The organism is Acrocarpospora catenulata (assembly GCF_018476525.1).
Classification (GTDB): domain Bacteria; phylum Actinomycetota; class Actinomycetes; order Streptosporangiales; family Streptosporangiaceae; genus Acrocarpospora; species Acrocarpospora catenulata.
On record NZ_JAHCST010000028.1, the window covers coordinates 81,427 to 100,329 of the forward strand.

Genomic DNA, 18,903 nt, shown 5'->3' on the forward strand with positions numbered 1-18,903 from the left:
ATGGATTTATGCGGAAATAGCATAGTTTCTGGTCATGGACCTGCTCAGCGCCTGGAGAGTTTTCGTCAACGTCAGCGAGCGAGGCAGCTTCACCGAAGGCGCGGCGGCCACCCGAGTGCCGCAACCGGTCGCCAGCCGCCGCATCGCCGCTCTGGAGAACCACCTCGGCGAGCGGCTGTTCGACCGCTCCTCGCGCGGCGCGGTCCTCACCCAGTTCGGGCGCGACCTGCTCCCGTCGGCCAGACGCCTGGTCCGGCTCGCCGACGACATGGAACACGAGGCCGGGCAGGCCAGGCTCAACCCGCTCCGCCTCGCCGTTCCCGGCTTCTGCGCCACACGCGACCTGGCGCACCTCGCCGCGGCCGGCCGCCGCGGCGGCGTCCCCCTCGACCTCCTGACCGCCGCTCCCGCCGAACGGGCCGAACTCGTCCGCACCCGCGAGGTCAGGGCCGCGCTGGTCGCCGTGCCCGGCACCGACGCGACCTGGTCGACGCCGCTCGGAGTCGCCGGGACCGCCGACCTTCCGGTGCGGACCCTCTACCTGGAAAGCCTCCGGGCGGGCCGCGCCGCACCGGCCTCACCGCGCCGCCGCGTCTGGATCCAGCCCGAGGACGACGTCCCGCACATCCGCGACCGCATGTTCCGCACCAGGGACGCCGTCGGCCTCCAGCCCGGCCAGGTCAGCGTCGCGACCACGCTCGTCGCGGCCGCCGCCGACGTGCTGTGCACGGAGGACCTCCTGCTGTGCTCGCCGACGCAGGCCGCCGAGCTGGGACTACACTGGCGTGCCCTCGGCGAGATCAGGCCGGTCCGCGGATACGTGGTCACCGCGGCCGTCGGGGACGATGCCGAACGCGTCCGGGCCCGGCTGGGGGACGCGATCGGCCGCTGCCTGGGTGCCGGGGAGAAAGGATGAGCGTGCGGAAAGTGCTCCGCGACCTCCGCGAGATGCTCGACGAGGCCGGGCTGCGTGGCTCGTTCCTGGTCCGGGACCTGCGATCGGGCGAGGAGATCGGCATCGACCCGGAGATCGAATACGCGGTCGCCTCCCTGGTCAAGATTCCGCTCGCGATCGCGACCCTCGAACGCGTCCGCCGGGGCGAACTCGACGGCGCCACCCAGATCCTCCTGCAACCCGGCAAGCCCGGCACCGGACAGACCGGACTCAGCCGGTTCCGCCACCCGGCCAGGATCGCCATCGACGACCTGCTCTACCTCGCCATGGCCATCAGCGACAACACCGCCACGGACGCGCTGTTCGCCCTCACCCCGCCGGCCCGGATCTCCGCGATCCTGCACGAACTCGCCATCCAGGGCATCGCCGTCCGCCACACCATGGAGGAACTGGTCAGAACCCCCGCCGACCGCCTCGACCCCGGCGACGGCCACCTCGCCCACTTCCTCGCCATCGAAGCCGGTACGGCCGGCCGAGGGCACCGCATCTCCCAACTCGACGTGACCCGCGCCAACACGGGAACCGCACGCGCCTTCCTCGACCTCCTGCAGGCGCTGTGGACCCCCTCCACGATCGACGCGTCCGTCGCCGAACGCGTAAGAACCCTGATGGGCGAGAACCTCATCCGCCACCGTCTGGCCCCCGACTTCACCTCCGACGCCTCCCGCTGGTCCTCCAAGACCGGCACGCTGCTCAACCTCCGCCACGAGGTCGGCGTGGTCGAACACGCCGACGGCCAGACCTTCGGCGTCGCCGTCCTCACCGAGTCCCGCGTCGCGGCCGTCAGCCAGCCGGGCGCGGAGGCCCTCATGGGCCATGTCGCCCGCACCCTGCGCGACCAACTACGGCACCTGTGAGCTTCGACCTTGCCGCCCTCGCGATGGACGATGTTCGAGCGTTACGTGGGAGTACCACGGGTTGGACCGGCCCTCAGAGGTGAGGGCCGGTCCCGAGGGTGACTAGCTGAGGAGTTCGGCGTTGAGGGTGATGGTGGTGCCGGTCAGGGCCTTGCTGACCGGGCAGTTGGCCTTGGCGGTTTCGGCGGCGGCCTGGAAGTCCTCGGCGGAGATGCCGGGGACGTGGGCGCGGACCGAGATGACGATGCCGGTGATGCCCTCGCCCGGCTGGAAGGTCACGTCGGCCTTGGTCTCGACGGACTGCGGCGGCGTGCCCGCCCCGGCCAGGCCGTGCGAGAGCGCCATCGAGAAGCAGGACGAGTGAGCGGCGGCGATCAGTTCCTCGGGGCTGGTCTTGCCGTTCGCCTCCTGGGACCGCGAGGCCCACGTCACGTCGAAGGTGCCAACGCCGGAGGTGTCAAGCGATACCGTCCCGGAGCCGTCGAGCAGAGCGCCCTTCCACTGAGTGGTCGCGGTACGCGTGGTCGCCATTGTCGATATCCCTTTCAGTTCTGAGACTGTTCATTGGCGACCCTAGCGCCGCCGCCGACCCGCATGGCGAACCGGCGTCCCCGTTTCGGACCCGGAGATTTCACACCCGCGCCTGATGGGCCCGGTGTTCAGCGCGTACCAGATCCTCCACCCGGGCCCGCAGTGCCAGGAACTCCGCACTCCGCCGTACCTCCAGGGTGCGCGGTTCAGGCAGATCCACCGTGATGTCCTGACTGATCCGCCCGGGATCGCTGGACAACACCAGCACCCGCTGCCCGAGAAAGACCGCTTCCTCCACATCGTGGGTGACCATTACCACCGTGGTCCCCACGTCCTGCCAGATCTGCCGGATGAACAGCTGCATGTCCTCCTTGGTCTGCACATCCAGCGCCCCGAACGGCTCGTCCAGCAGCAGCACCCGAGGCTGGCAGGCCAGCGCCCTGGCGATGGACACCCGCTGCTGCTGCCCACCGGACAGCCGCCCCGGCAACACCGAGGCGTACCGGCTGAGCCCGACCTCCTCCAGCAACCACGCCACCCGCTCGGCCCGTACGGCCTTGGGCACCCCCAACGCCTCCAGCCCGAAGGCGACGTTGCGCGCCACACTCCGCCACGGATAGAGCGAGGCCGTCTGGAACGCCATGCCCCGGTCAGGCCCCGGCCCGAGCACCTCCTGCCCGTCCAGCAGCACCCGCCCCCGGGTCGGCCGCGCCAGCCCCGCGATCAGGCAGAGCAGCGTCGACTTGCCGGACCCGCTGGCCCCGACCACGGTGACGAACTCCCCGGGCGGGATGTCCAGGTCGATCCCGTCCAGCACCGGCTGCCCCGGCACGTACTCGCGGGCCACCCCCTCCAGCCGAAGCCCGGTCACGTCGCCCACCGCCCCACCCGCGCCCGCAGCAGCCGGAGCGTGATGTCGATGGTCAGCCCGATCAGTCCGATCACGATGAGGATGGCGAAGATCCGGTCGGTCTGCAGGAACCGCTGCGCCCGGGTGATCCGGTACCCAAGACCCGAGGTGGCCGCGATCAGCTCCGCGACCACCACGAAGTTCCACGCGGCCGCGGCGTTCACCCGCATCGCGTCCAGGATCCCGGGCAGCGCGTACGGGAACACCACCCGCGCCGCCACCCGGCCCCGCCCGGCCCCGAGGATGGCCGAGACCTCCAGCAGCCGGGTCGGCACCTGCCGCACCGCGTCAGCGGTCATCAGCGTGTTGAAGAACACCACGCCCAGCACCAGCAGAGCGATCTTGGACGCCTCCCCGATCCCCACCCAGATGATCAGCAACGGGATGAAGGCCGAGGCCGGCAGGTAGCGCAGGATGCCGATCACCGGCTCCAGCAGCGGCTGCGCCCAGCCCAGGGTGCCCATCGCGAAGCCGAGCGGCACCGCGATGAGCACCGCCAGGCCGAAGCCCGCGCCGATCCGCCCCAGGCTGGCCAGCACGTCCGCGGGCAGGTCGCCGCTCTCGGCCATCTCCAGACCGGCCGTCCAGACCTCCGGCGGCGACGGCAGGAAGGTGTCCTCCACCAGCCCGCTGACGCTCAGCGCCCACCAGGCGGCCAGCGGCACCAGCACTGAGGCCGCCCGCAGGATCCAGGCGGTCCGCCGGGACACCTCCGTCTTGAGCAGCTTGACCCGCCGCGGCGTCACGGCGGGAATCTCCGGTCTGGTCATCAGGTCGGTCATGGCTGGACTGCCTGCACGAACTTCGGTTCGAACAGGCCGTCCAGCGGCGGCGCCGCGTCCACCAGCTTGGTGGACACCAGGAAGTCGGAGATCAGTTTGGCCTGGTTGGGCAGGTCGGCGGCGAACGCCTGCCGGTTCTGCTCCAGCGTGAAGATGGTGGTGCCCTGGTCGTAGGTCTCGTAGTCGGCCACCGACACCCCGGCCCGCTTGGCCATGATCTCCAGCGCCGCCGGCCGGTTGGCGCCGATCCACTCCAGCGTGTCGAACCAGGTCTCCACCAGCGCCTGCACGCCCTTCTCGTTCCGGCCGAGCAGATCCTTGGTGACCACCAGGTGGTCGGGGATGGCGCCGGGGAAGTCGGCCGAGGTGGCGATGGCGGTGCTGCCCTCCCGTTTGAGCGCGGTCGAGGTGAACGGCGCGAACGCGCCCACCGCGTCCACCTGGCCGGCCACGAACGCGGCCGCGGCGGCGTCGGTGAGCATCGGGGTGAAGGTGATGTCGGCCTCGGTCAGCCCGGCCTTCTGCAGCGCGAGCAGCAGCAGGTAGTGGTCCACGGTGCCCTGCTCGGCCGCGACCGTCTTGCCCTTGAGGTCGGCCGGGGTCTTGATCTCCGGTGCCGCGATGATCTGGTCGTTTCCGGTGGAGTTGTCGTTGACCAGCACGATGCTCTGCTGGGCCCCGCCCGCCACCGAGGCCAGCGTGTCGTTGAGCGTCTGGCTGTTGGCGTCGATGGTGCCGGTGGCCAGCGCGTTCAGCGAGTCGGTGTAGCTGTCGAAGTACTTCAGCTCCACCTGCACGCCGTTCTTCTCGAACAGCTTCTGTTCGGCGGCCACCTGCCAGGGGAACCAGCCCGGCCAGGCGCTGAAGCCGATGGTGATCTTCTCCGGCCCGGCGGCCGTGGCGGCGGCTCCGGTGCCGGGGTCGGCCGCGGGTTCGGCGGCGCAGGCCGTACCGAACAGGGAGAAGGCGGCCAGGATGGGCAGTAAGCGACGGAGCATCACGCCGCTCCCTTCTTTGTGGGGAGGTGACCCGAGCGGACCAGGCACCCGAGGGTGTCGCAGATCACGCGGGTGGCGATAAGGGAGGTGATGTCGGCGTTGTCGTACGGCGGGGCGCACTCCACCACCTCGATGCCGGCCAGCGGCCGGGCGTCGGCGATCAGCTGGATGAACTTGAGCACCTCGCGGGGGAGGAACCCGCCGGGCTCGGGCCAGCCGGTGCCCGGCACGAACGCGGCGTCCAGGCAGTCCACGTCGAAGGAGAGCCAGACGGCCTCGGCGCCGTCCCAGGCCACCTCCAGGGCCCGCTCGGCGGCGGCCTCGATGCCCATCTCCACGCAGTCGGTGACCGTCATGATGGTGGTGCCGCGCTCCCGGCCCACCTTGACGCCCGGGCGGGGGGCCTGCCAGCCGCCGATGCCGATCTGGACCAGGTTCTTGGCGGGCACGTTGGGAATGTCGGTGGCGTGGAACCACGGCGTGGTGTGCATGCGTTCGTCCAGGTCGGTCTCCTGGGTGTCGACATGCCGATCGAAATGAATGATCCCGACATTTCCTGAATGGTGTTCGGCGATGCCGCGGACCGTGGGGTAGCCGATCGAGTGGTCGCCGCCGAGCACCACCGGAAAGGCGCCGGTGCCGTACACGTGCGACACGCCCTTGCTGATCTGGTCGAAGGTCTTCTCGATGTTCCCGGGGATGGTGAAGATGTCGCCCAGGTCGCAGATGGTGATCGACTCCCGCAGGTCCACCCCGAGCTCGAAGCTGTACGGGCCGTACAGGGCGGAGATCCTCCGGATGCCCTGCGGGCCGAACCGGGTGCCGGAGCGGTAGGTGGTGCCCCCGTCGAACGGAGCTCCCAGGATCGCCACGTCATACTGCCCACAAAGCCTGACATCTTCGACATATGGCGCTTTGAGGAAGGTGTTGATGCCGGCGAAGTGCGGCAGTTCGCCCCGGGAGAAGGTGGGGATGGTCCGGTCCTTGATCGAATCGGCGCCGGGCAGGCCGTACTCCAGGCCCCGGGCGATCTCCCGCTCGTGCATGGTGGTAGGCAGTTGCGCCTCGCGTTCCACGGCGTAACGCGCTTCGGGGCCGTAATTGTTGTGGATGTGTCCCACGGGCACTCCTCATCGGGAAAGGCCTCATCGACAGAGGCAGCCGTTTATGACTGTCTCCCGGGCTTTTCTCCCGCCGTGGAACGACCGCGTCCGGCCGCCTGCACCTCTCGGACCAGCCTCGGAACGCTTTGGTCCGAGCGGAACCCTAGGTGCGCCCCACCCTTTCGGGATGAGTCCCATTCATGACACCTCCGTGGTGTTACCTCCGTGTTTCCGGTGAGTAAGCACATCGATTGCATAACTCTAGGTAGGTGTCCTGATCCTTTGTGTAATCGTGGCGGCACACGCGGACTTAATCCCGAGGGACGGTTACCGGCGAGGGGCTGGCGGTGACGGACGAGCACGACCACGACGCGCGGTTCACCCGCCTCTACAGCGCCTACTACGGAACCCTCCTGGCGTACGCGCGACGGCAGGTGGATCAAGGGATGGCGGAGGACGTGGTGCAGAAGACCTTCGAGATCGCCTGGCGCCGGCTCGACGAGGTGCCCGCCGGAGAGTCCGCGCTGCCCTGGCTCTACTGCCAGGCCCGCGGCGAGGTGGCCAACCGGCGCCGCTGGCACCGCCGCTTCGCCGAGTTCCTCCGGCGGCTGGAGGCGCAGGCCACGCCGCCGGGCAACGGGTCGGCTCCGCCCGACCTGGACGGGATCTTCGAGGCGGCCCGGGCCTGCCTGTCCGCCGCCGACCGGGAGGCCCTGCAACTGCGCTACTGGGAGGAACTCACCATCGAGGAGGCCGCCGTGATCGCCGGATGCACGCCGAACGCCATGGCCGTCCGGGTGCACCGGGCCCGGGTCCGCCTGGAACACCACCTTCTCCGCCTCGGCTACGGGGGGCTGCCGTGACCCCCGAGGACTTCCGCGCCCTGATGCGCCGCCACGACCCCGCCGCCGACCTCGCCACCGCCCCACCGGACCTCGCCCGGATGTACGCGATCATGTACGGCCGGCGGCGCCGCACCGGGGAACTGGTGCCGGTGACCGTGGCGCTGCTGATCGGGCTGGTGGCGGTGCTGATCAACGTCACCGCCGACGATCCCGTGCCGCCACCGGCGGTCAACTACCGGCTGGCCTCGACCTTCACCCTGCCGGCGCCGGGCGGCGGTAGCACCCAGGTGCCCATCTGCGCCACCCGGGCGCAGGCCACGGTGGCCAGCGCCACGCCGTCCGAGGGGCCGGACTATCCGACGGCCGGTCCGGCGCTGAGCCTGCTGGCCCAGGCCGCCGACGGGGCCACGCGGGAACCGGCCGTCGGTGACCGCTACGGGTACCTGCGCTCGCTGGAGTGGCGCATGGCGACCGAGGCAGGGCCGGCCGGGCAGGTGTCCCGGGTGCGGCCGTACCTGGTGGAGCGGTGGACGCCGATCGGGCCGATCGGGCGGATGCTGCGGCGGGAGTACCCGCTGGACGGGGGTGGGCGGCCCGGGGCGGTGCGGGAGTACTCGGCGGTCCTGACGCGGGCACTGCGGGGGCAGACGCTGCCGCGTTCCGCTCAGGGGTTGCGGAGGGCGTTGCTGGCGGCCGGGCCGGAGGTGGGGTCGGAGACCTATCGGCTGGCTCGTGCCTATCTGGACCTGGCGATGGACGACACGCTCACCTCGGCGCAGCAGGCGCGGATCTGGCGGCTGTTCGCCGGCCGTCCGGACGTGTGGTCGCTCGGGTCGATGGTGGGCCGTACCGGGCGGTCCGGTACGGCCTGGGCTTTCCGTACCCGGGACCCGCGGCCGGAGCAGTGGGTGTTGCTGGTGGATCGGGGGACCGGGCGGCTCATCTCGGTGGAGGCGATGCTGACCGCCCGGTCATCCCTGAACGTGTCCGTACCGTGCGTTTTCGAGTACCGGTACGTCCTCGCGCAGGGCTGGGTCACCGGGTACCGACGTCGACTTTAGAGCCCTGCTCGGTTGCGTCTGCGCAGGGCTGTCTTGTCGCTATGCCACCTTTAGATGGACATATCGCCAGGCGCCGATTTTTTCGTCCTTTGTGATGTCATCGTCGGCGTAGCCGGGGGCGAAGCAGCGTGGGGTCGCGGTGAGGGTCTTCTTGACGCAGAATCCCCTCTCGCGGTTGTTCCAGATGGATTTATACGGATATGCCGGAGATGCTTGGACATTTAGCCATTTGTTCTGGATGGTGGTGCCCCAGAGGTGGCTGTCCCTGCCCGGGCGGGCCCAGACGCAGAGCCAGCCGAGTTCGTCGCAGCGGGTGGGCAGGAAGGCGCGCAGCACGCCGCAGGACTCGGGGTGCACCTCGACGACCTCGACGATCTGACCGCCGCCGCCCTGGTAGACGACGGTGTTGGGGGGTTCCACCGCACCGTCGGGGCGGCGGGTGAGCTGCTCCTCGATGCCCTGGCGGAGATCGGTGGCGCACTGGTCCCAGGGGGTGGCGGTCGGCGACGGGCTGACCGGAGGGACCGGAGTAATCCAGCTGACCGACGGGGTGGCCGGAGTAGCCGCCGGGGTAGCCGAAGTGACCGGGGGAGTGGCCGAAATGATCGGAGCTACCGGAGGGCAGGCGGCCAACAGTGCACAAAGCACCATTTTCACTGAAATTTCTCCTCGGAGGGTGATAAATGCGATTCGCGCGCCGTTTTGGCCCGGGAACGGCGATCACGATAGCCGATGGCCTTTAGGGGTAGAGCGATAATCCTTGCCGTCACCCTGTAATACGCCCGCCGGGTGCCGACTTTTAGGGAGCAAGGTCGCTTTAGGAGGACAGATGGAGTCCCAATTGTTAACACTCGATTCCGTCGTACGCATGGAACTCGACCCCACCCCCGAGCTCACCCATGCCCTGAACGCCTTACGCGAGTTGCCCGCCCACATCGCCACCCGCCTGACCACCCACCTGGAGGGCATCTGGCTCGGCTCCGGCGCCGCCCCCGGCCTGGCCGGCCTGCTCCACCTCCCCGGGGGCACCGCCTCCGCCGGAGGGGTCCGCATGCTCGTCGGCACCGGCCCGCACGTGTCCGCCTCGCTCGCCCACCACCTGGTCGGCCACCTGCTCTACCGCCTGGACACCCGCGCCACCCACCCCGAGTGGCGGCGCATCATGAGCCGCTGCGTCCCCGTCCTCCGCCAGGACCACTACCACTCCTCCGAGGAATGGTGGGCGGAGTCGTACGCCCTGGTCGCCACCGGCCGCGCCCACCGCCTGCTCCGCCTGCTCTCCTGCGACGACGCCGTCGCCCGCTCCGTCTGGAACCACCACAAAACCTGCGCCAACAGAGAGCCCTGCCCATGACCGCCATCACCCACCCCGACGGCTTCCTCCTCATCCCGTACGGCTTCACCCTCCCCACCCTCACCGCCGACGGCGCCCTCCTCCTCGCCCCCTCCGACCCCCGCCACGCCACCCTCGCCCTCACCGCGATCCCCTGGGAGGACCTCCAGGACAACCCCGAAGTCTCCGCCTGGCTGATCAACCGCTGGCAGTCTCCGCGTCGGCAAGTTATGTAGGATCAATCTACGTAGATTGAATCTACATAGAAGGCGGGATGGCAGACTTCATCGGCAGGACGAGCGAACTGACGCTGCTGGACAAGCGCCTGAAGCGGGTGGAAACCACTGGCTCCGGAGTCGCCCTGGCGTTGCGCGGCCGACGGCAGGTCGGGAAGTCACGTTTGGTCCAGGAATTCTGCGACCGCGTAGGCGTTCCCTACCTGTTCTCAACGGCGACCAAAGGTGCTTCACCGGTTGAGGCGGTAGCCTCGTTCCTCACCGACCTGCGCGAGTCGGCGCTGCCGTCCGACCCCGAAATGGTTCCGGTGCTCGACAGCGGAAACTGGCCGGACGCGTTCCGGGTCCTGGCTTCGGTCCTGCCTTCCACCCCTTGCGTCGTCGTGCTGGACGAACTGCCCTGGCTCTCCGAGCAGGACAGCTTGTTCGACGGCGCCCTGCAGACGGCCTGGGACCGCCTGCTGTCGCCCCGGCCGGTCCTGCTCCTGCTTCTTGGCAGCGACCTGCACATGATGGAGCGCCTGACCGCCTACGACCGGCCCTTCTACGGCAGGGCCGACAACTTGATCCTGGGCCCGCTCAATCCGGCTGACGTCGGCGCGGCGCTGGGTCTCGGCCCGGCCGACGCCATCGACGCCCACCTGGTCTCCGGGGGCCTGCCCGGCATCCTGCGTAGCTGGCCGCACGCCATGCCCGCCCTGGACTTCCTTCGCCAGGAATCCGCCGACCCGGCCGCCCCGGTCTTCGGTGTGCCGGAGGCGGCGCTTCTGGCAGAGTTCCCCAACCCGGACACCGCACGCCGGGTGCTGCAGGCGGTGGGGGCGGGGGACCGTACCCACGCCACCATCGCCGCCAAAGCGGGCAGCCGGGAGGGCGCCCTGCCGTCGGGCACCCTGTCCCCGCTACTCCGGCGCCTGACCGAGGAAAAGCACATCCTGGCCCTTGCCGAGCCGCTGTCCACCCGACCAGGAAAGCCCGCGCTCTACCATGTCGCTGACAGCAACCTTCGCCTGTACCTGGGTATCCTCCGCCCGGTCTACGAACAGGTTCAACGAGGACGTCCGGACGCCGGGTTCCGCCTGATCGAACGGCGCTGGACCGCATGGCGGGGCCGTGCGGTGGAACCACTCATCCGCCAGTCCCTCGAACTCGCCGCCCTGACGGAAAACCTGCCCTGGCCCGAAGTGGAAACCGTAGGCAGCTGGTGGAACCGCCAGTTCGACCCCGAAGTCGACCTGATCGGCGCCGACCGCGCCCCCATCGCAAACCGCATCCACTTCACAGGCTCGATCAAATGGCTCAACACGCCCTTCGACCCTCATGACCTGGCCACGTCCCACCGCTCGGCAGCCAAGGTCCCCGGCTTCGAGCCAGGCATCACCGGCCTGGTCGCCGCCACCCTCAACGGTCTGCACCCCGACATCAATCCCAAACACGTAGATCTCGTATGGACCCCCGCAGACGTCGTCGCCGCCTGGCAGCAGTAGCCAGACAAGACCGGACATATATCGGCACCCTTGCTTCCGGTCTCACGAGCGACCTGGCCGCACCCGCCGGTGTGCGTCCCGGTGCCTGAAGAACTGAAAGACGCCGAAGGGCGGGACGAACGGCACTCGGAGGGCGGTCCTCCTTCCCTGGCAGGTGACTCTCGATTCGGCTGATGCTCGGTGTATGACGACCATGATGGAGCGCCGCCCTCCGGCGATGATCACCACAATCGCGGTACTCGGATTTCTCGGGCTCAGTGCGGTGGCAGGGGGCATCCTGCTGCTCGGTCCGTGGGCCGATGACCTGTTCCCGTCCGACTGGCTCGATCTGTTCCCACTCATCGACAGTTGGCTGATCCCCGGCTTGGTGTTAGGGATCGGGTTCGGCCTGGGGTCGCTGGTCACCGCATGCGGCATGTTCGCCCGCCTGCGATGGAGCATGCTTCGCCCCGTGGAGCGCTGGACGGGGCACCACTGGTCCTGGGCCGCGACATTCCTCCTGGGAATTGGGCAGGTCATCTGGATCGGCCTCGAACTGATCTACATGCCTGGGCAGTCCTGGCTCCATGCGCTCTACGGGGGCGTGGGCATCGCGCTCACCTTGCTGCCGTTCACACCGCAGGTGCGTCGGCAGTTGAGCGTTAAGAAGGTGGTCGAGGCGGGCTGATCTGTTGATCGTGAGGGCATGGACGGGTGGCGCACCGCCCCACGCGGGTGGGTAAAGCGCGCCATCGCATGGCGTCAGGTATCGCCTTCCGCTAACTGCCGCATTCGCGCGGCGTACTCCTCGAACGGCTCCAGACCTACGGCGGCACGTCGCTCATCCAATTGATCCGGGTCCTCTATCGGCCTTGGCCTCAAGCCATCGCCATCCTCGATGAACTGGGTTCCGTAGAGCTGGGGACGCCCGGAATTCACGCGGACCCGATCCTCAAGGTAGGCGAGATGGGAGGGCTTCGCCTCCCCGTTGGCGACCGCCTCCGTAAGAAGCGCGTGGAATTCGCGCTGGACCTCGGGCGAGGCGTCGGCATGCTGGGCGAGCAACCAGGCCGCCAGTTCTCCCCGCTCTCCGACCTGCGACAGGAGCGGCCAGCCACGGTCGCGTACCACCGACAGGAGCCACGCCGTGTTGTCCCGGTCGATCTCCACCCAGCGGCTCATGTGCTCCCGACTGGGCGGGTTCTCGATCGGCTGACGGATTTCCTGATCTACTTTCATCCGCCTCAGCAGTTCGGCAACCAGTTCATCGTCGGTCATGCCGGCAACCGTACGGCGTGACGGACCGCGCATCTGGCGTATCGCATTCCGGGCCTGGGATAGCGTCTTGGCCATGCGGCTTCTTCATGTGGGATGCGCGATGTGGACGCATGCGCCATGGCAAGGGCGGTATCTGCCGCACCCGCTGGGTCCCAGGGAGCGGCTGCGCGCGTATGCGGGGTGGTGCAACGCGGTGGAGGGGAACACCACGTTCTACGCGACGCCGTCCAGGAGCACCGTCGAGTCATGGGCGCGTCAGCTCAGCCCGGGCTTCCGGTTCCTGGCGAAGTTGCCCAAGATCGTCACACATGAGCGGCGGCTGACCGGGGCGGATGAGGAGCTGCGGGCGTTCCTGGAGGCGATCGAACCGCTGGGGGCTCGGGCGGACACGCTGTGGGTGCAACTGCCGGGCACGTTCGGCCCGAACGATCTGGGCGGCCTGGCCGCGTTCCTACGTCGGCTGCCGAGGACATACCAGTACGCCGTGGAGGTACGACACCGGGCGTTCTTCGAGGACGCGCGCGCTGAGAGCTACCTGGAGAAGGTACTGGCGGGTGTCCGGGCCGAGTGGGTGCCTTTCGACACGACGGTCCTCTTCGAAAAGCCGCCCGCCACCGACGCCGAACGCGAGGCATGGGGCAGAAAGCCGCGAATGCCACGCCGGATGACCGCCCTCACCGACCACCCGATCGTCCGCTACATCGGCCGGGACGACGCAGAACGTACGGCCGACGGCTGGCAGCCCTGGGTGGAACAGGTCGCCGGCTGGCTACGGGAAGGCCGCTCGCCGACCGTGTTCATCCACACCCCCGACAACGCGGAGGTACTGCCGCTCGCCCGCCGCTTCCACGACGACGTACGGGCCCGGGTCCCAGACGTCGAGCCGTTGCCCGAGCCCATGCCGGTGGAGCCGCTGACCCTGTTCTGACCGGTCATGGACTCCAGCGGGCGTTGGCCAGGTCGTAGAGCTGCTTGGTGTAGCCGTCGAAGTAGGGCCCGGTCCAGGTGTCGTACCGGTTGTTGCCGTCGGTGTCGCGGACCCGGCTGATGACCGAGTTGAGGTTGCCTACGCGGGACATCGGATCGTCGCCAGTGGTGTTGTATCCCCACAGGAATGGCGACCCGTCAGCACCTGGGGTGAACGAGCAGACCTGGTTGTTGATCGGGGGCCCCCAGCCGACATGCGCGTCGGCGCCCTGGTAGGGAGCGAACTGGCCGATGGTGCCGTAGCACCACTTCATGGTCCACCCGCTGTACGGCTTGTCGCCGTCCAGGTGCCCGTGGTGCGGATACCCGAACACATACCCGGTCTTGCCGACGCCCTGGTTCCAGGCCAGCCCGTTCCCGCCCACGAAGTCGCCGATGCGCTGGCAAGATCGAGGACGAGTCCACCGGTCTGACCCACATCGGCGCCCGTTACTACGACCCCACCATCGCCAAGTTCATCTCCACCGACCCCCTGCTGGACTACCGCAAACCCCAATGGGCCAACCCCTTCTCCTACGCCGGCAACAACCCCATCGGCCTGTCGGACGTCACCGGCCTGGGCATCGACGCCGGAAACGCCGCCGCCAACCGCACCCTGAGCGAGGACTACGACGGCAGCGGCAAGAAGATCACCAACAAGAAGGTCCGCGCCAAGCGCAAAGCCGACAACAAGGCCTACAACGACCGTCAGGAAAAGCGCCGCAAGGACGAGCAGAACCGCAAGATCACCCCACCCAAGCCCAAGGAAGAAGAGAAAGAAGACGACAGCTTCTGGGGCGCCATCGGCGGCTGGATCGAAGACAACGCCAGCACCATCGTCTCCACCGTCGCCGGAGTCGCCGTCACCGCGGGCTGCCTGGCCTTAACCGCCGGAGCCGGCAGCTTGGGCTGCATGGCCTTAGGCGGCGCCGTGGCCGGCTACGTCGGCTACGCCATGGACACCCCCGCCGAACAACAAAACCTCCTGGACGCCCTCGGCGCCATGACCGTCGGCGCGGTCACCAGCGTCGTCGGCGGCGTCCTGGTCAACAAAACCGCCGGCCTCATCGGCCGAGCCATCGGCAAAACCAGACCCAGCACCGGCTGTCCCAACAGCTTTATCCCTGGCACCCGCGTCCTGATGGCCGATGGCACCACCAAACCCATCGAACATGTCCAGATCGGCGACACGGTCCTGGCCACCGACCCCGAAAATGGGAAGACCGCTGCGAAGTCCGTCACTGCCGTCATCAACGGCAATGGCACCAAGAACCTCGTCCGCTTCACCAAGGCCGCAAGCTCTGACCAGCACAGTGGGTTCCTTGGTGCCTACAACAAGACCAGAGATGCGTCAGCTTTCCTCATCCTCAACGGGGTACGCGGTAACGGGCCAGCCCTCACAGACTCCGTTACCGCCACCGAGGGCCATCCCATCTGGGTTTCCGACCTGGGCGATTGGATCCCGGCAGAGCAACTCCAGCCCGGAACTTGGCTCCAGACCAGTGCTGGAACACACGTCCAGATCGCCGCCATCACCCGTTGGACCAGCCCTCATCAGACAGTCCACAACCTCACTATCGCCGACTTCCATACGTACTACGTTCTCGCAGGTAGTCAGGAAATTCTCGTTCATAATTGTGGCGAGCAGCTTGACTTCGCTCATGGGACAACTACGAAGCATGCGCAAAACATTGCGGCAAAGGGCTTGAGCTCCCCTGCTGCCAAAGAGGCATCTAGTGGCGGTAGTGTCGGACAGCCTGGTAACTTCTTTACCTATAGCGTCGCGGGCCCTGCTGACACCAACCTCAGCGTAGCGGCCCAGTGGGGAGTGACCAGGAACGGTGGGTCGCGGGATGGTGCGTCGGTTGTGATCACTCAAATGTGTAAGTGTACCTACAACCGACTGGTATCGGAGGGGCACATCACCAGCAGAGTCACTGGTGAAGGAATGCCTGCAGAGACTATATTCAGACCTGGGGCACTTCCCTTCTTGCGAGTCTTGACCCACTTCTCGTTGTAGGGAGCAGGAATGCGGAGCGGGCAGGAGTAGGGATGGCCTTTGATTGGATGGATGAAAAATTCCTACGGATCAATATCGTGTCCTGGCCATCTGGTGAAGTTCTCGGAGTAGGGCGCGAAAGAGCCCGCTGGGAGATCAAGACTCTCGAAGAAATTTCGACCGAGGAGCTGAAGCGCGGGCTGGAACGCCTGGCTGTGGCCCCTGTCGGACCTATATTGGCCACAAGATTTGAGGTCACCTCACCAGGTAACCTGACAATGGTCTGTGAGTATGACAGTTCCATACCGGAGCCGATGCGTCTCGGCGCGGCCTCAACTATCTGGCGGTCCCTAGATGAGTCGGTTGCCAGGCTGTGGATGATTGGATCCAGCCTACGGGCGCACTATCCCTATTTCGGGACGCAGCGGCGTGAACTTCTTGACCTTCTGCCGTCTGCCAGGCGGTTGCTGTGGCTAGCCGCGTCCCTGGCTCGCGCCGAGCCACTTATGGCTATTGTGGCTGGCAGGCCAAGTCGATTTCGCAGAATGGTGTCGGGCCTTGAAGGAGGAGTATTTGAAGAAGACGTGTTTCGAGACATTTCAATCCTTTCGTCTGGCATTGCAGATATATCTAAGCCGTGGGTGAAGCGAAGAATCGCTGCTCCGCCGATCAAGAGCGATTTGGGATTGCTCGTTTCTTCGGTGGGCGAACTGCTCGGCCGTGCCATCGAGACCCAGGCAACCGATGCTATTGCCAGATGCGCGGAAGAAATCCTGGACGTGCTTTATCTATGTGATACCTACTATGGATTGCCGGAGGGAAGTGAACTAGCCAAGCAGGAAGATCGAGCTTGGTGGACGGACATCGGTCGTTTGCGAGACGAGAGTCCGGATATGTTGGTCGCTATGGCCCAGACGGCGATTGAGTGTGCCAGCGCAGTCCATTCGGCTTGTGTAAAAGCGGATGTCAGGAGACAGTTCCTGGACGCCGCTGCGCCCCAGAGAAGCCCTTGACGCTCTCCTGGTTTCCCAACACAGGTCCCTGTTCGCAATTGTCCTGCTGAGATGCTGGCCTTCTCCGGGTGGATCTTTGGCGAACAGGAGGTAGAGTCGGCTCCCGGGCCGAACGCTCGGGTTGGTGATCTTCGCAGATTCAAGTCCGATGGCAGCTTCGATGAAGTGCCTTGCTCACGGCGAGCCCGACGCCGAGAGTGGACATTCTCTATATTCTCTTCCAGATCGCAGGTGGAGCCGTCGATCTGCCAGATCCGGGCTGGGCGTCCGACGTGCGGCGAGAGATTGAACTGGGGCTGCCGATCTATAGTGAAATCGCCGAGACCGGGACTCGCGGTGAGAGATTCCAGTGCATTGAGGTGATCTCAGCGTATTCCCGTGGAATAGCCGTGTTCGAAGTGGGTGAGGGCGAGTGCCGCTTTGGCGATGTCGCCGATTCTGCTGGGGCTGGCGGTGATGTGCTGGAGGGTGCGCCAGCGCTGGGTGAGCAGGGCGAAGCCGCGTTCGCCGAGGCAGCGCAGGCCGTGTAGAAGCCGGTTGTGGGTGCGGTTGTCCGGGGACAGGTCACGGCCGTCCTCGGGTTGCGGGATCGGGGTGTGAACGCCGTGGCCTGCGCCTTCGTAGGCGCCGTCGGCGAGTGTGGGGATGCCGTCGTGGGCGGCGAGGTGGTAGAGGGCCCCGAGAACCTCCTGGCGGGCTGCCGTCAGGTCGTGAACGGATCCCGGCGCGACGTGGGAGATCCACAGGGGGAATCCGTCGGGGGCGAACAGTGCCTGGATGTTTCCGCCGTGGGCGTGGGCTTTCCCGGAGTACCACAGGTCGATGCTCTTTCCCTTGACGCTGATCGTCTGCTCGGCGCATCGGTCGGAGGGGATGAGTTTGCCGTCCAGGATCAGGTGGGGCAGGTGGTCGGCGCGGGCGCGGTTCAGGGCTTGGTGGAGGCCGGGGGCTTGATCGGCGAGTACGTCGACGGCTTCGTGGAGGTAGCGGTAGGCGGTGGCGCGGGAGATGCCGTGGTCTCGGCCGAGGGCGGTGATGTCTCCGCCGTCACGGAACTATCGCAATGTGAATATGGCCTGGTGGAAGCAGGTGAGGGCTCTGCTGCCTTGGGGGTGTGCCGGCGGTGGCGTTCGGCGTGCAGCAGCCGGGCTAGGTGGCGGGCGAGTTCACGTGGGACGTCGAGCGTGGCACGATAGGGGATCACGTGGGGCCTTCCGGCAGGGACTTCTTGTGGTGAGAACCGTTCTACCGAGGGCCCCACACTCATTCCCACGCCCGGTCGTTCCGTCCGCGTGTCTACCTTGCCGGTGTTGTTTAGGCCACTGAAACGCCTTCTGTCCGGATCGAATTCTTCGAGATCACCTCACTGGTCAGGTCTATTCGCGGGAGAACGGAACGAAGATTAGGACTTTTGAGTGGTGACAGTCGAAGAAGCGCTTTCCAGTTTCCTCCGGGAGGCTGGAGAGGGCCTGTCGAGCATCTTCGCAGCCAGTTGTGTGGAGCGGACTGCAGGTATGTTCTTCCTCGCACGGACCCTAGATGACAGGAATGCTGGGGATGAAGACACCTTCCTCAATCTTCTTGAGGATTTGTGGCGAGGGGTGAGTCTCTCTTCAGCTGAAAGATCGGCGCGCCGAGAAAGAGTACTGGCATTTCCGGAACTGCAAGGAGGAGAGGAGCCGTCTGGTGTTCAGGCATTTGCGTATGATGCCATTAGTGCAATGTATTACTCCTATGCCTACTTGACGTCTGGCGACTCTGCCCACATCATCTACTGTTCCAGCAGGACACTGAATTCTGCTAGCTTTGTTGATGACGTGGCCGTAAGTGATTCTCGTCACTATGCTGCTGAGACCATGGCCCAGTTGGCTGATATTGAAATCCTAGCAAACTCTGCCGGGCGCATCGATGTAGATCTCATCAGGGATCGTTCCCGCACGATAGGGCGAAATCGAGTAGAAGCGCTGAATTCGGTGTTCCCCTGAGCCCTAACGAAAAGTCGGACCCATCGCGCCTTTCTGGCCGGCGGCCTGGCGTAGTCGCCTGGAGGGGGCCGGTTTCGTAATGCATGGAGCGGCCAAGAGGTTCCTTGCGGAGTTCGGCGGCATGTCCGTCGAACATGGCGGTGTTGGAATTTCGCGTGCCTGCAGGCAAGTTTGCCGAGTGGGGAGAACGGATTGGAAAACGCTTTACCTGATAGGTGAACTAGATCAGGGCCACTATGGTGAGAAAACAGGGCTTGTAGCCGGGGGCTTCTTAACTGAGTTAGTTACTGGGGCTGATGTCAGGGCCCCGGCGTATCGAGGTTTCGTCCGGGTTTGGTTTCTCCGGTACCGCTGAGCCTGGGGCGCGGGCTGCGTACGGAGTGAAGAGCGGGGTAACGACTGGCCAAGCGCCCAACGAGGAAGGGCACGGTTCCTGAAGATCAGCGGTGTCTGACGCCTTCGATCCTCGGGGGAAACCGTGCCCGTCGCTCCATCATCGCTGATCAGCGTGCCCGGGGTAGGCCAGATCAGCGGTGACGCTCCAATGAATCAGAGTCGGGAGCACGGACTTCTCGCCCGATTCCG

At 66.6% G+C, this 18,903-nt stretch carries 21 protein-coding genes, 2 pseudogenes and 1 riboswitch; of the genes and pseudogenes, 13 read left to right on the forward strand and 10 right to left on the reverse strand.

The window, feature by feature from the left end:
- The first annotated feature begins 34 nt into the window (after positions 1-34).
- Both KIP79_RS26155 and KIP79_RS26160 read left to right on the forward strand, forming a co-directional pair.
- Positions 35-916, forward strand: a complete 882-nt coding sequence (locus tag KIP79_RS26155) for a LysR family transcriptional regulator (protein ID WP_214107573.1) — start codon at positions 35-37, stop codon at positions 914-916.
- A complete protein-coding gene (locus KIP79_RS26160; RefSeq protein ID WP_214107574.1) occupies positions 913-1,812 on the forward strand; it encodes a serine hydrolase in 900 nt (299 codons plus the stop codon). Before KIP79_RS26155 ends, KIP79_RS26160 begins: the two co-directional genes overlap by 4 nt.
- Positions 1,813-1,914: 102 nt before the next feature.
- Here KIP79_RS26160 and KIP79_RS26165 read toward each other — a convergent pair whose 3' ends face one another.
- The 5 genes from KIP79_RS26165 to KIP79_RS26185 form a co-directional block, all read right to left on the reverse strand.
- Positions 1,915-2,343: an OsmC family protein gene (locus tag KIP79_RS26165; protein WP_214107575.1), complete on the reverse strand. Its 429-nt coding sequence runs from the start codon at positions 2,341-2,343 to the stop codon at positions 1,915-1,917.
- 100 nt (positions 2,344-2,443) lie between these two features.
- Positions 2,444-3,214, reverse strand: coding sequence for an ABC transporter ATP-binding protein (locus tag KIP79_RS26170; RefSeq protein ID WP_214107576.1), 771 nt, complete (start codon positions 3,212-3,214; stop codon positions 2,444-2,446).
- Positions 3,211-4,035, reverse strand: coding sequence for an ABC transporter permease (locus KIP79_RS26175; protein WP_214107577.1), 825 nt, complete (start codon positions 4,033-4,035; stop codon positions 3,211-3,213). The genes KIP79_RS26170 and KIP79_RS26175 overlap by 4 nt, the downstream gene beginning before the upstream one ends.
- On the reverse strand, positions 4,032-5,033 hold the full coding sequence (locus KIP79_RS26180; RefSeq protein WP_214107578.1) for an ABC transporter substrate-binding protein: 1,002 nt from the start codon (positions 5,031-5,033) through the stop codon (positions 4,032-4,034). Before KIP79_RS26180 ends, KIP79_RS26175 begins: the two co-directional genes overlap by 4 nt.
- Positions 5,033-6,154 carry an agmatinase family protein gene (locus KIP79_RS26185; protein ID WP_214107579.1) on the reverse strand — a complete coding sequence of 374 codons (1,122 nt, stop codon included), beginning with the start codon at positions 6,152-6,154 and terminating at the stop codon, positions 5,033-5,035. Before KIP79_RS26185 ends, KIP79_RS26180 begins: the two co-directional genes overlap by 1 nt.
- A gap of 52 nt (positions 6,155-6,206) precedes the next feature.
- Positions 6,207-6,314: riboswitch (guanidine-I (ykkC/yxkD leader) on the reverse strand.
- Between the two features lie 169 nt (positions 6,315-6,483).
- Between KIP79_RS26185 and KIP79_RS26190 the strand changes: the two genes are divergently transcribed.
- Together KIP79_RS26190 and KIP79_RS26195 are read left to right on the forward strand one after the other, a co-directional pair.
- Positions 6,484-6,999 (forward strand): RNA polymerase sigma factor, encoded by a 516-nt coding sequence (locus KIP79_RS26190; protein ID WP_214107580.1) that lies wholly within the window; start codon positions 6,484-6,486, stop codon positions 6,997-6,999.
- Entirely contained in the window at positions 6,996-8,042 is a 1,047-nt protein-coding gene (locus KIP79_RS26195) for a hypothetical protein (protein WP_214107581.1), read from the forward strand. Before KIP79_RS26190 ends, KIP79_RS26195 begins: the two co-directional genes overlap by 4 nt.
- Before the next feature lie 39 nt (positions 8,043-8,081).
- Here the strand turns inward: KIP79_RS26195 and KIP79_RS26200 are convergent, their stop codons facing one another.
- The gene (locus KIP79_RS26200; protein ID WP_214107582.1) at positions 8,082-8,699 is read right to left on the reverse strand and encodes a hypothetical protein; all 618 of its coding nucleotides are present in this window, start codon (positions 8,697-8,699) and stop codon (positions 8,082-8,084) included.
- A gap of 211 nt (positions 8,700-8,910) precedes the next feature.
- On the opposite strand from KIP79_RS26200, the gene KIP79_RS26205 reads away from it, so the two are divergent.
- From KIP79_RS26205 to KIP79_RS26220, 4 genes are all read left to right on the forward strand, one after another.
- Positions 8,911-9,396 (forward strand): hypothetical protein, encoded by a 486-nt coding sequence (locus KIP79_RS26205; protein ID WP_214107583.1) that lies wholly within the window; start codon positions 8,911-8,913, stop codon positions 9,394-9,396.
- Positions 9,393-9,611 (forward strand): hypothetical protein, encoded by a 219-nt coding sequence (locus tag KIP79_RS26210; RefSeq protein ID WP_214107584.1) that lies wholly within the window; start codon positions 9,393-9,395, stop codon positions 9,609-9,611. Before KIP79_RS26205 ends, KIP79_RS26210 begins: the two co-directional genes overlap by 4 nt.
- Before the next feature lie 38 nt (positions 9,612-9,649).
- A complete protein-coding gene (locus KIP79_RS26215; RefSeq protein WP_214107585.1) occupies positions 9,650-11,098 on the forward strand; it encodes an ATP-binding protein in 1,449 nt (482 codons plus the stop codon).
- Between the two features lie 184 nt (positions 11,099-11,282).
- Complete coding sequence (locus KIP79_RS26220; RefSeq protein ID WP_214107586.1) at positions 11,283-11,765, forward strand: hypothetical protein; 483 nt, start codon at positions 11,283-11,285, stop codon at positions 11,763-11,765.
- 74 nt (positions 11,766-11,839) lie between these two features.
- Here the strand turns inward: KIP79_RS26220 and KIP79_RS26225 are convergent, their stop codons facing one another.
- Entirely contained in the window at positions 11,840-12,355 is a 516-nt protein-coding gene (locus KIP79_RS26225) for a DUF6624 domain-containing protein (protein ID WP_214107587.1), read from the reverse strand.
- A gap of 73 nt (positions 12,356-12,428) precedes the next feature.
- On the opposite strand from KIP79_RS26225, the gene KIP79_RS26230 reads away from it, so the two are divergent.
- Positions 12,429-13,283: a DUF72 domain-containing protein gene (locus tag KIP79_RS26230; RefSeq protein WP_250213844.1), complete on the forward strand. Its 855-nt coding sequence runs from the start codon at positions 12,429-12,431 to the stop codon at positions 13,281-13,283.
- A gap of 4 nt (positions 13,284-13,287) precedes the next feature.
- Here KIP79_RS26230 and KIP79_RS26235 read toward each other — a convergent pair whose 3' ends face one another.
- Positions 13,288-13,707 (reverse strand): hypothetical protein, encoded by a 420-nt coding sequence (locus tag KIP79_RS26235; protein ID WP_214107588.1) that lies wholly within the window; start codon positions 13,705-13,707, stop codon positions 13,288-13,290.
- A gap of 53 nt (positions 13,708-13,760) precedes the next feature.
- Between KIP79_RS26235 and KIP79_RS50170 the strand changes: the two are divergent.
- Positions 13,761-13,841: pseudogene (locus KIP79_RS50170) on the forward strand (hypothetical protein); the annotation flags it as partial.
- Between the two features lie 188 nt (positions 13,842-14,029).
- Here the strand turns inward: KIP79_RS50170 and KIP79_RS26245 are convergent.
- Entirely contained in the window at positions 14,030-14,236 is a 207-nt protein-coding gene (locus tag KIP79_RS26245; protein ID WP_214107589.1) for a hypothetical protein, read from the reverse strand.
- A gap of 16 nt (positions 14,237-14,252) precedes the next feature.
- On the opposite strand from KIP79_RS26245, the gene KIP79_RS26250 reads away from it, so the two are divergent.
- Together KIP79_RS26250 and KIP79_RS26255 are read left to right on the forward strand one after the other, a co-directional pair.
- Positions 14,253-15,341 (forward strand): polymorphic toxin-type HINT domain-containing protein, encoded by a 1,089-nt coding sequence (locus KIP79_RS26250; protein ID WP_214107590.1) that lies wholly within the window; start codon positions 14,253-14,255, stop codon positions 15,339-15,341.
- A gap of 32 nt (positions 15,342-15,373) precedes the next feature.
- The gene (locus KIP79_RS26255) at positions 15,374-16,333 is read left to right on the forward strand and encodes a hypothetical protein (protein ID WP_214107591.1); all 960 of its coding nucleotides are present in this window, start codon (positions 15,374-15,376) and stop codon (positions 16,331-16,333) included.
- A 365-nt stretch (positions 16,334-16,698) separates the two neighbouring features.
- On the opposite strand, the pseudogene KIP79_RS26260 reads toward KIP79_RS26255, so the two are convergent.
- A pseudogene (locus KIP79_RS26260) lies at positions 16,699-17,537 on the reverse strand (transposase family protein).
- A gap of 214 nt (positions 17,538-17,751) precedes the next feature.
- Here KIP79_RS26260 and KIP79_RS26265 point away from each other — a divergent pair.
- Positions 17,752-18,318, forward strand: a complete 567-nt coding sequence (locus KIP79_RS26265) for a hypothetical protein (RefSeq protein WP_214107592.1) — start codon at positions 17,752-17,754, stop codon at positions 18,316-18,318.
- Positions 18,319-18,903: the final 585 nt, after the last annotated feature.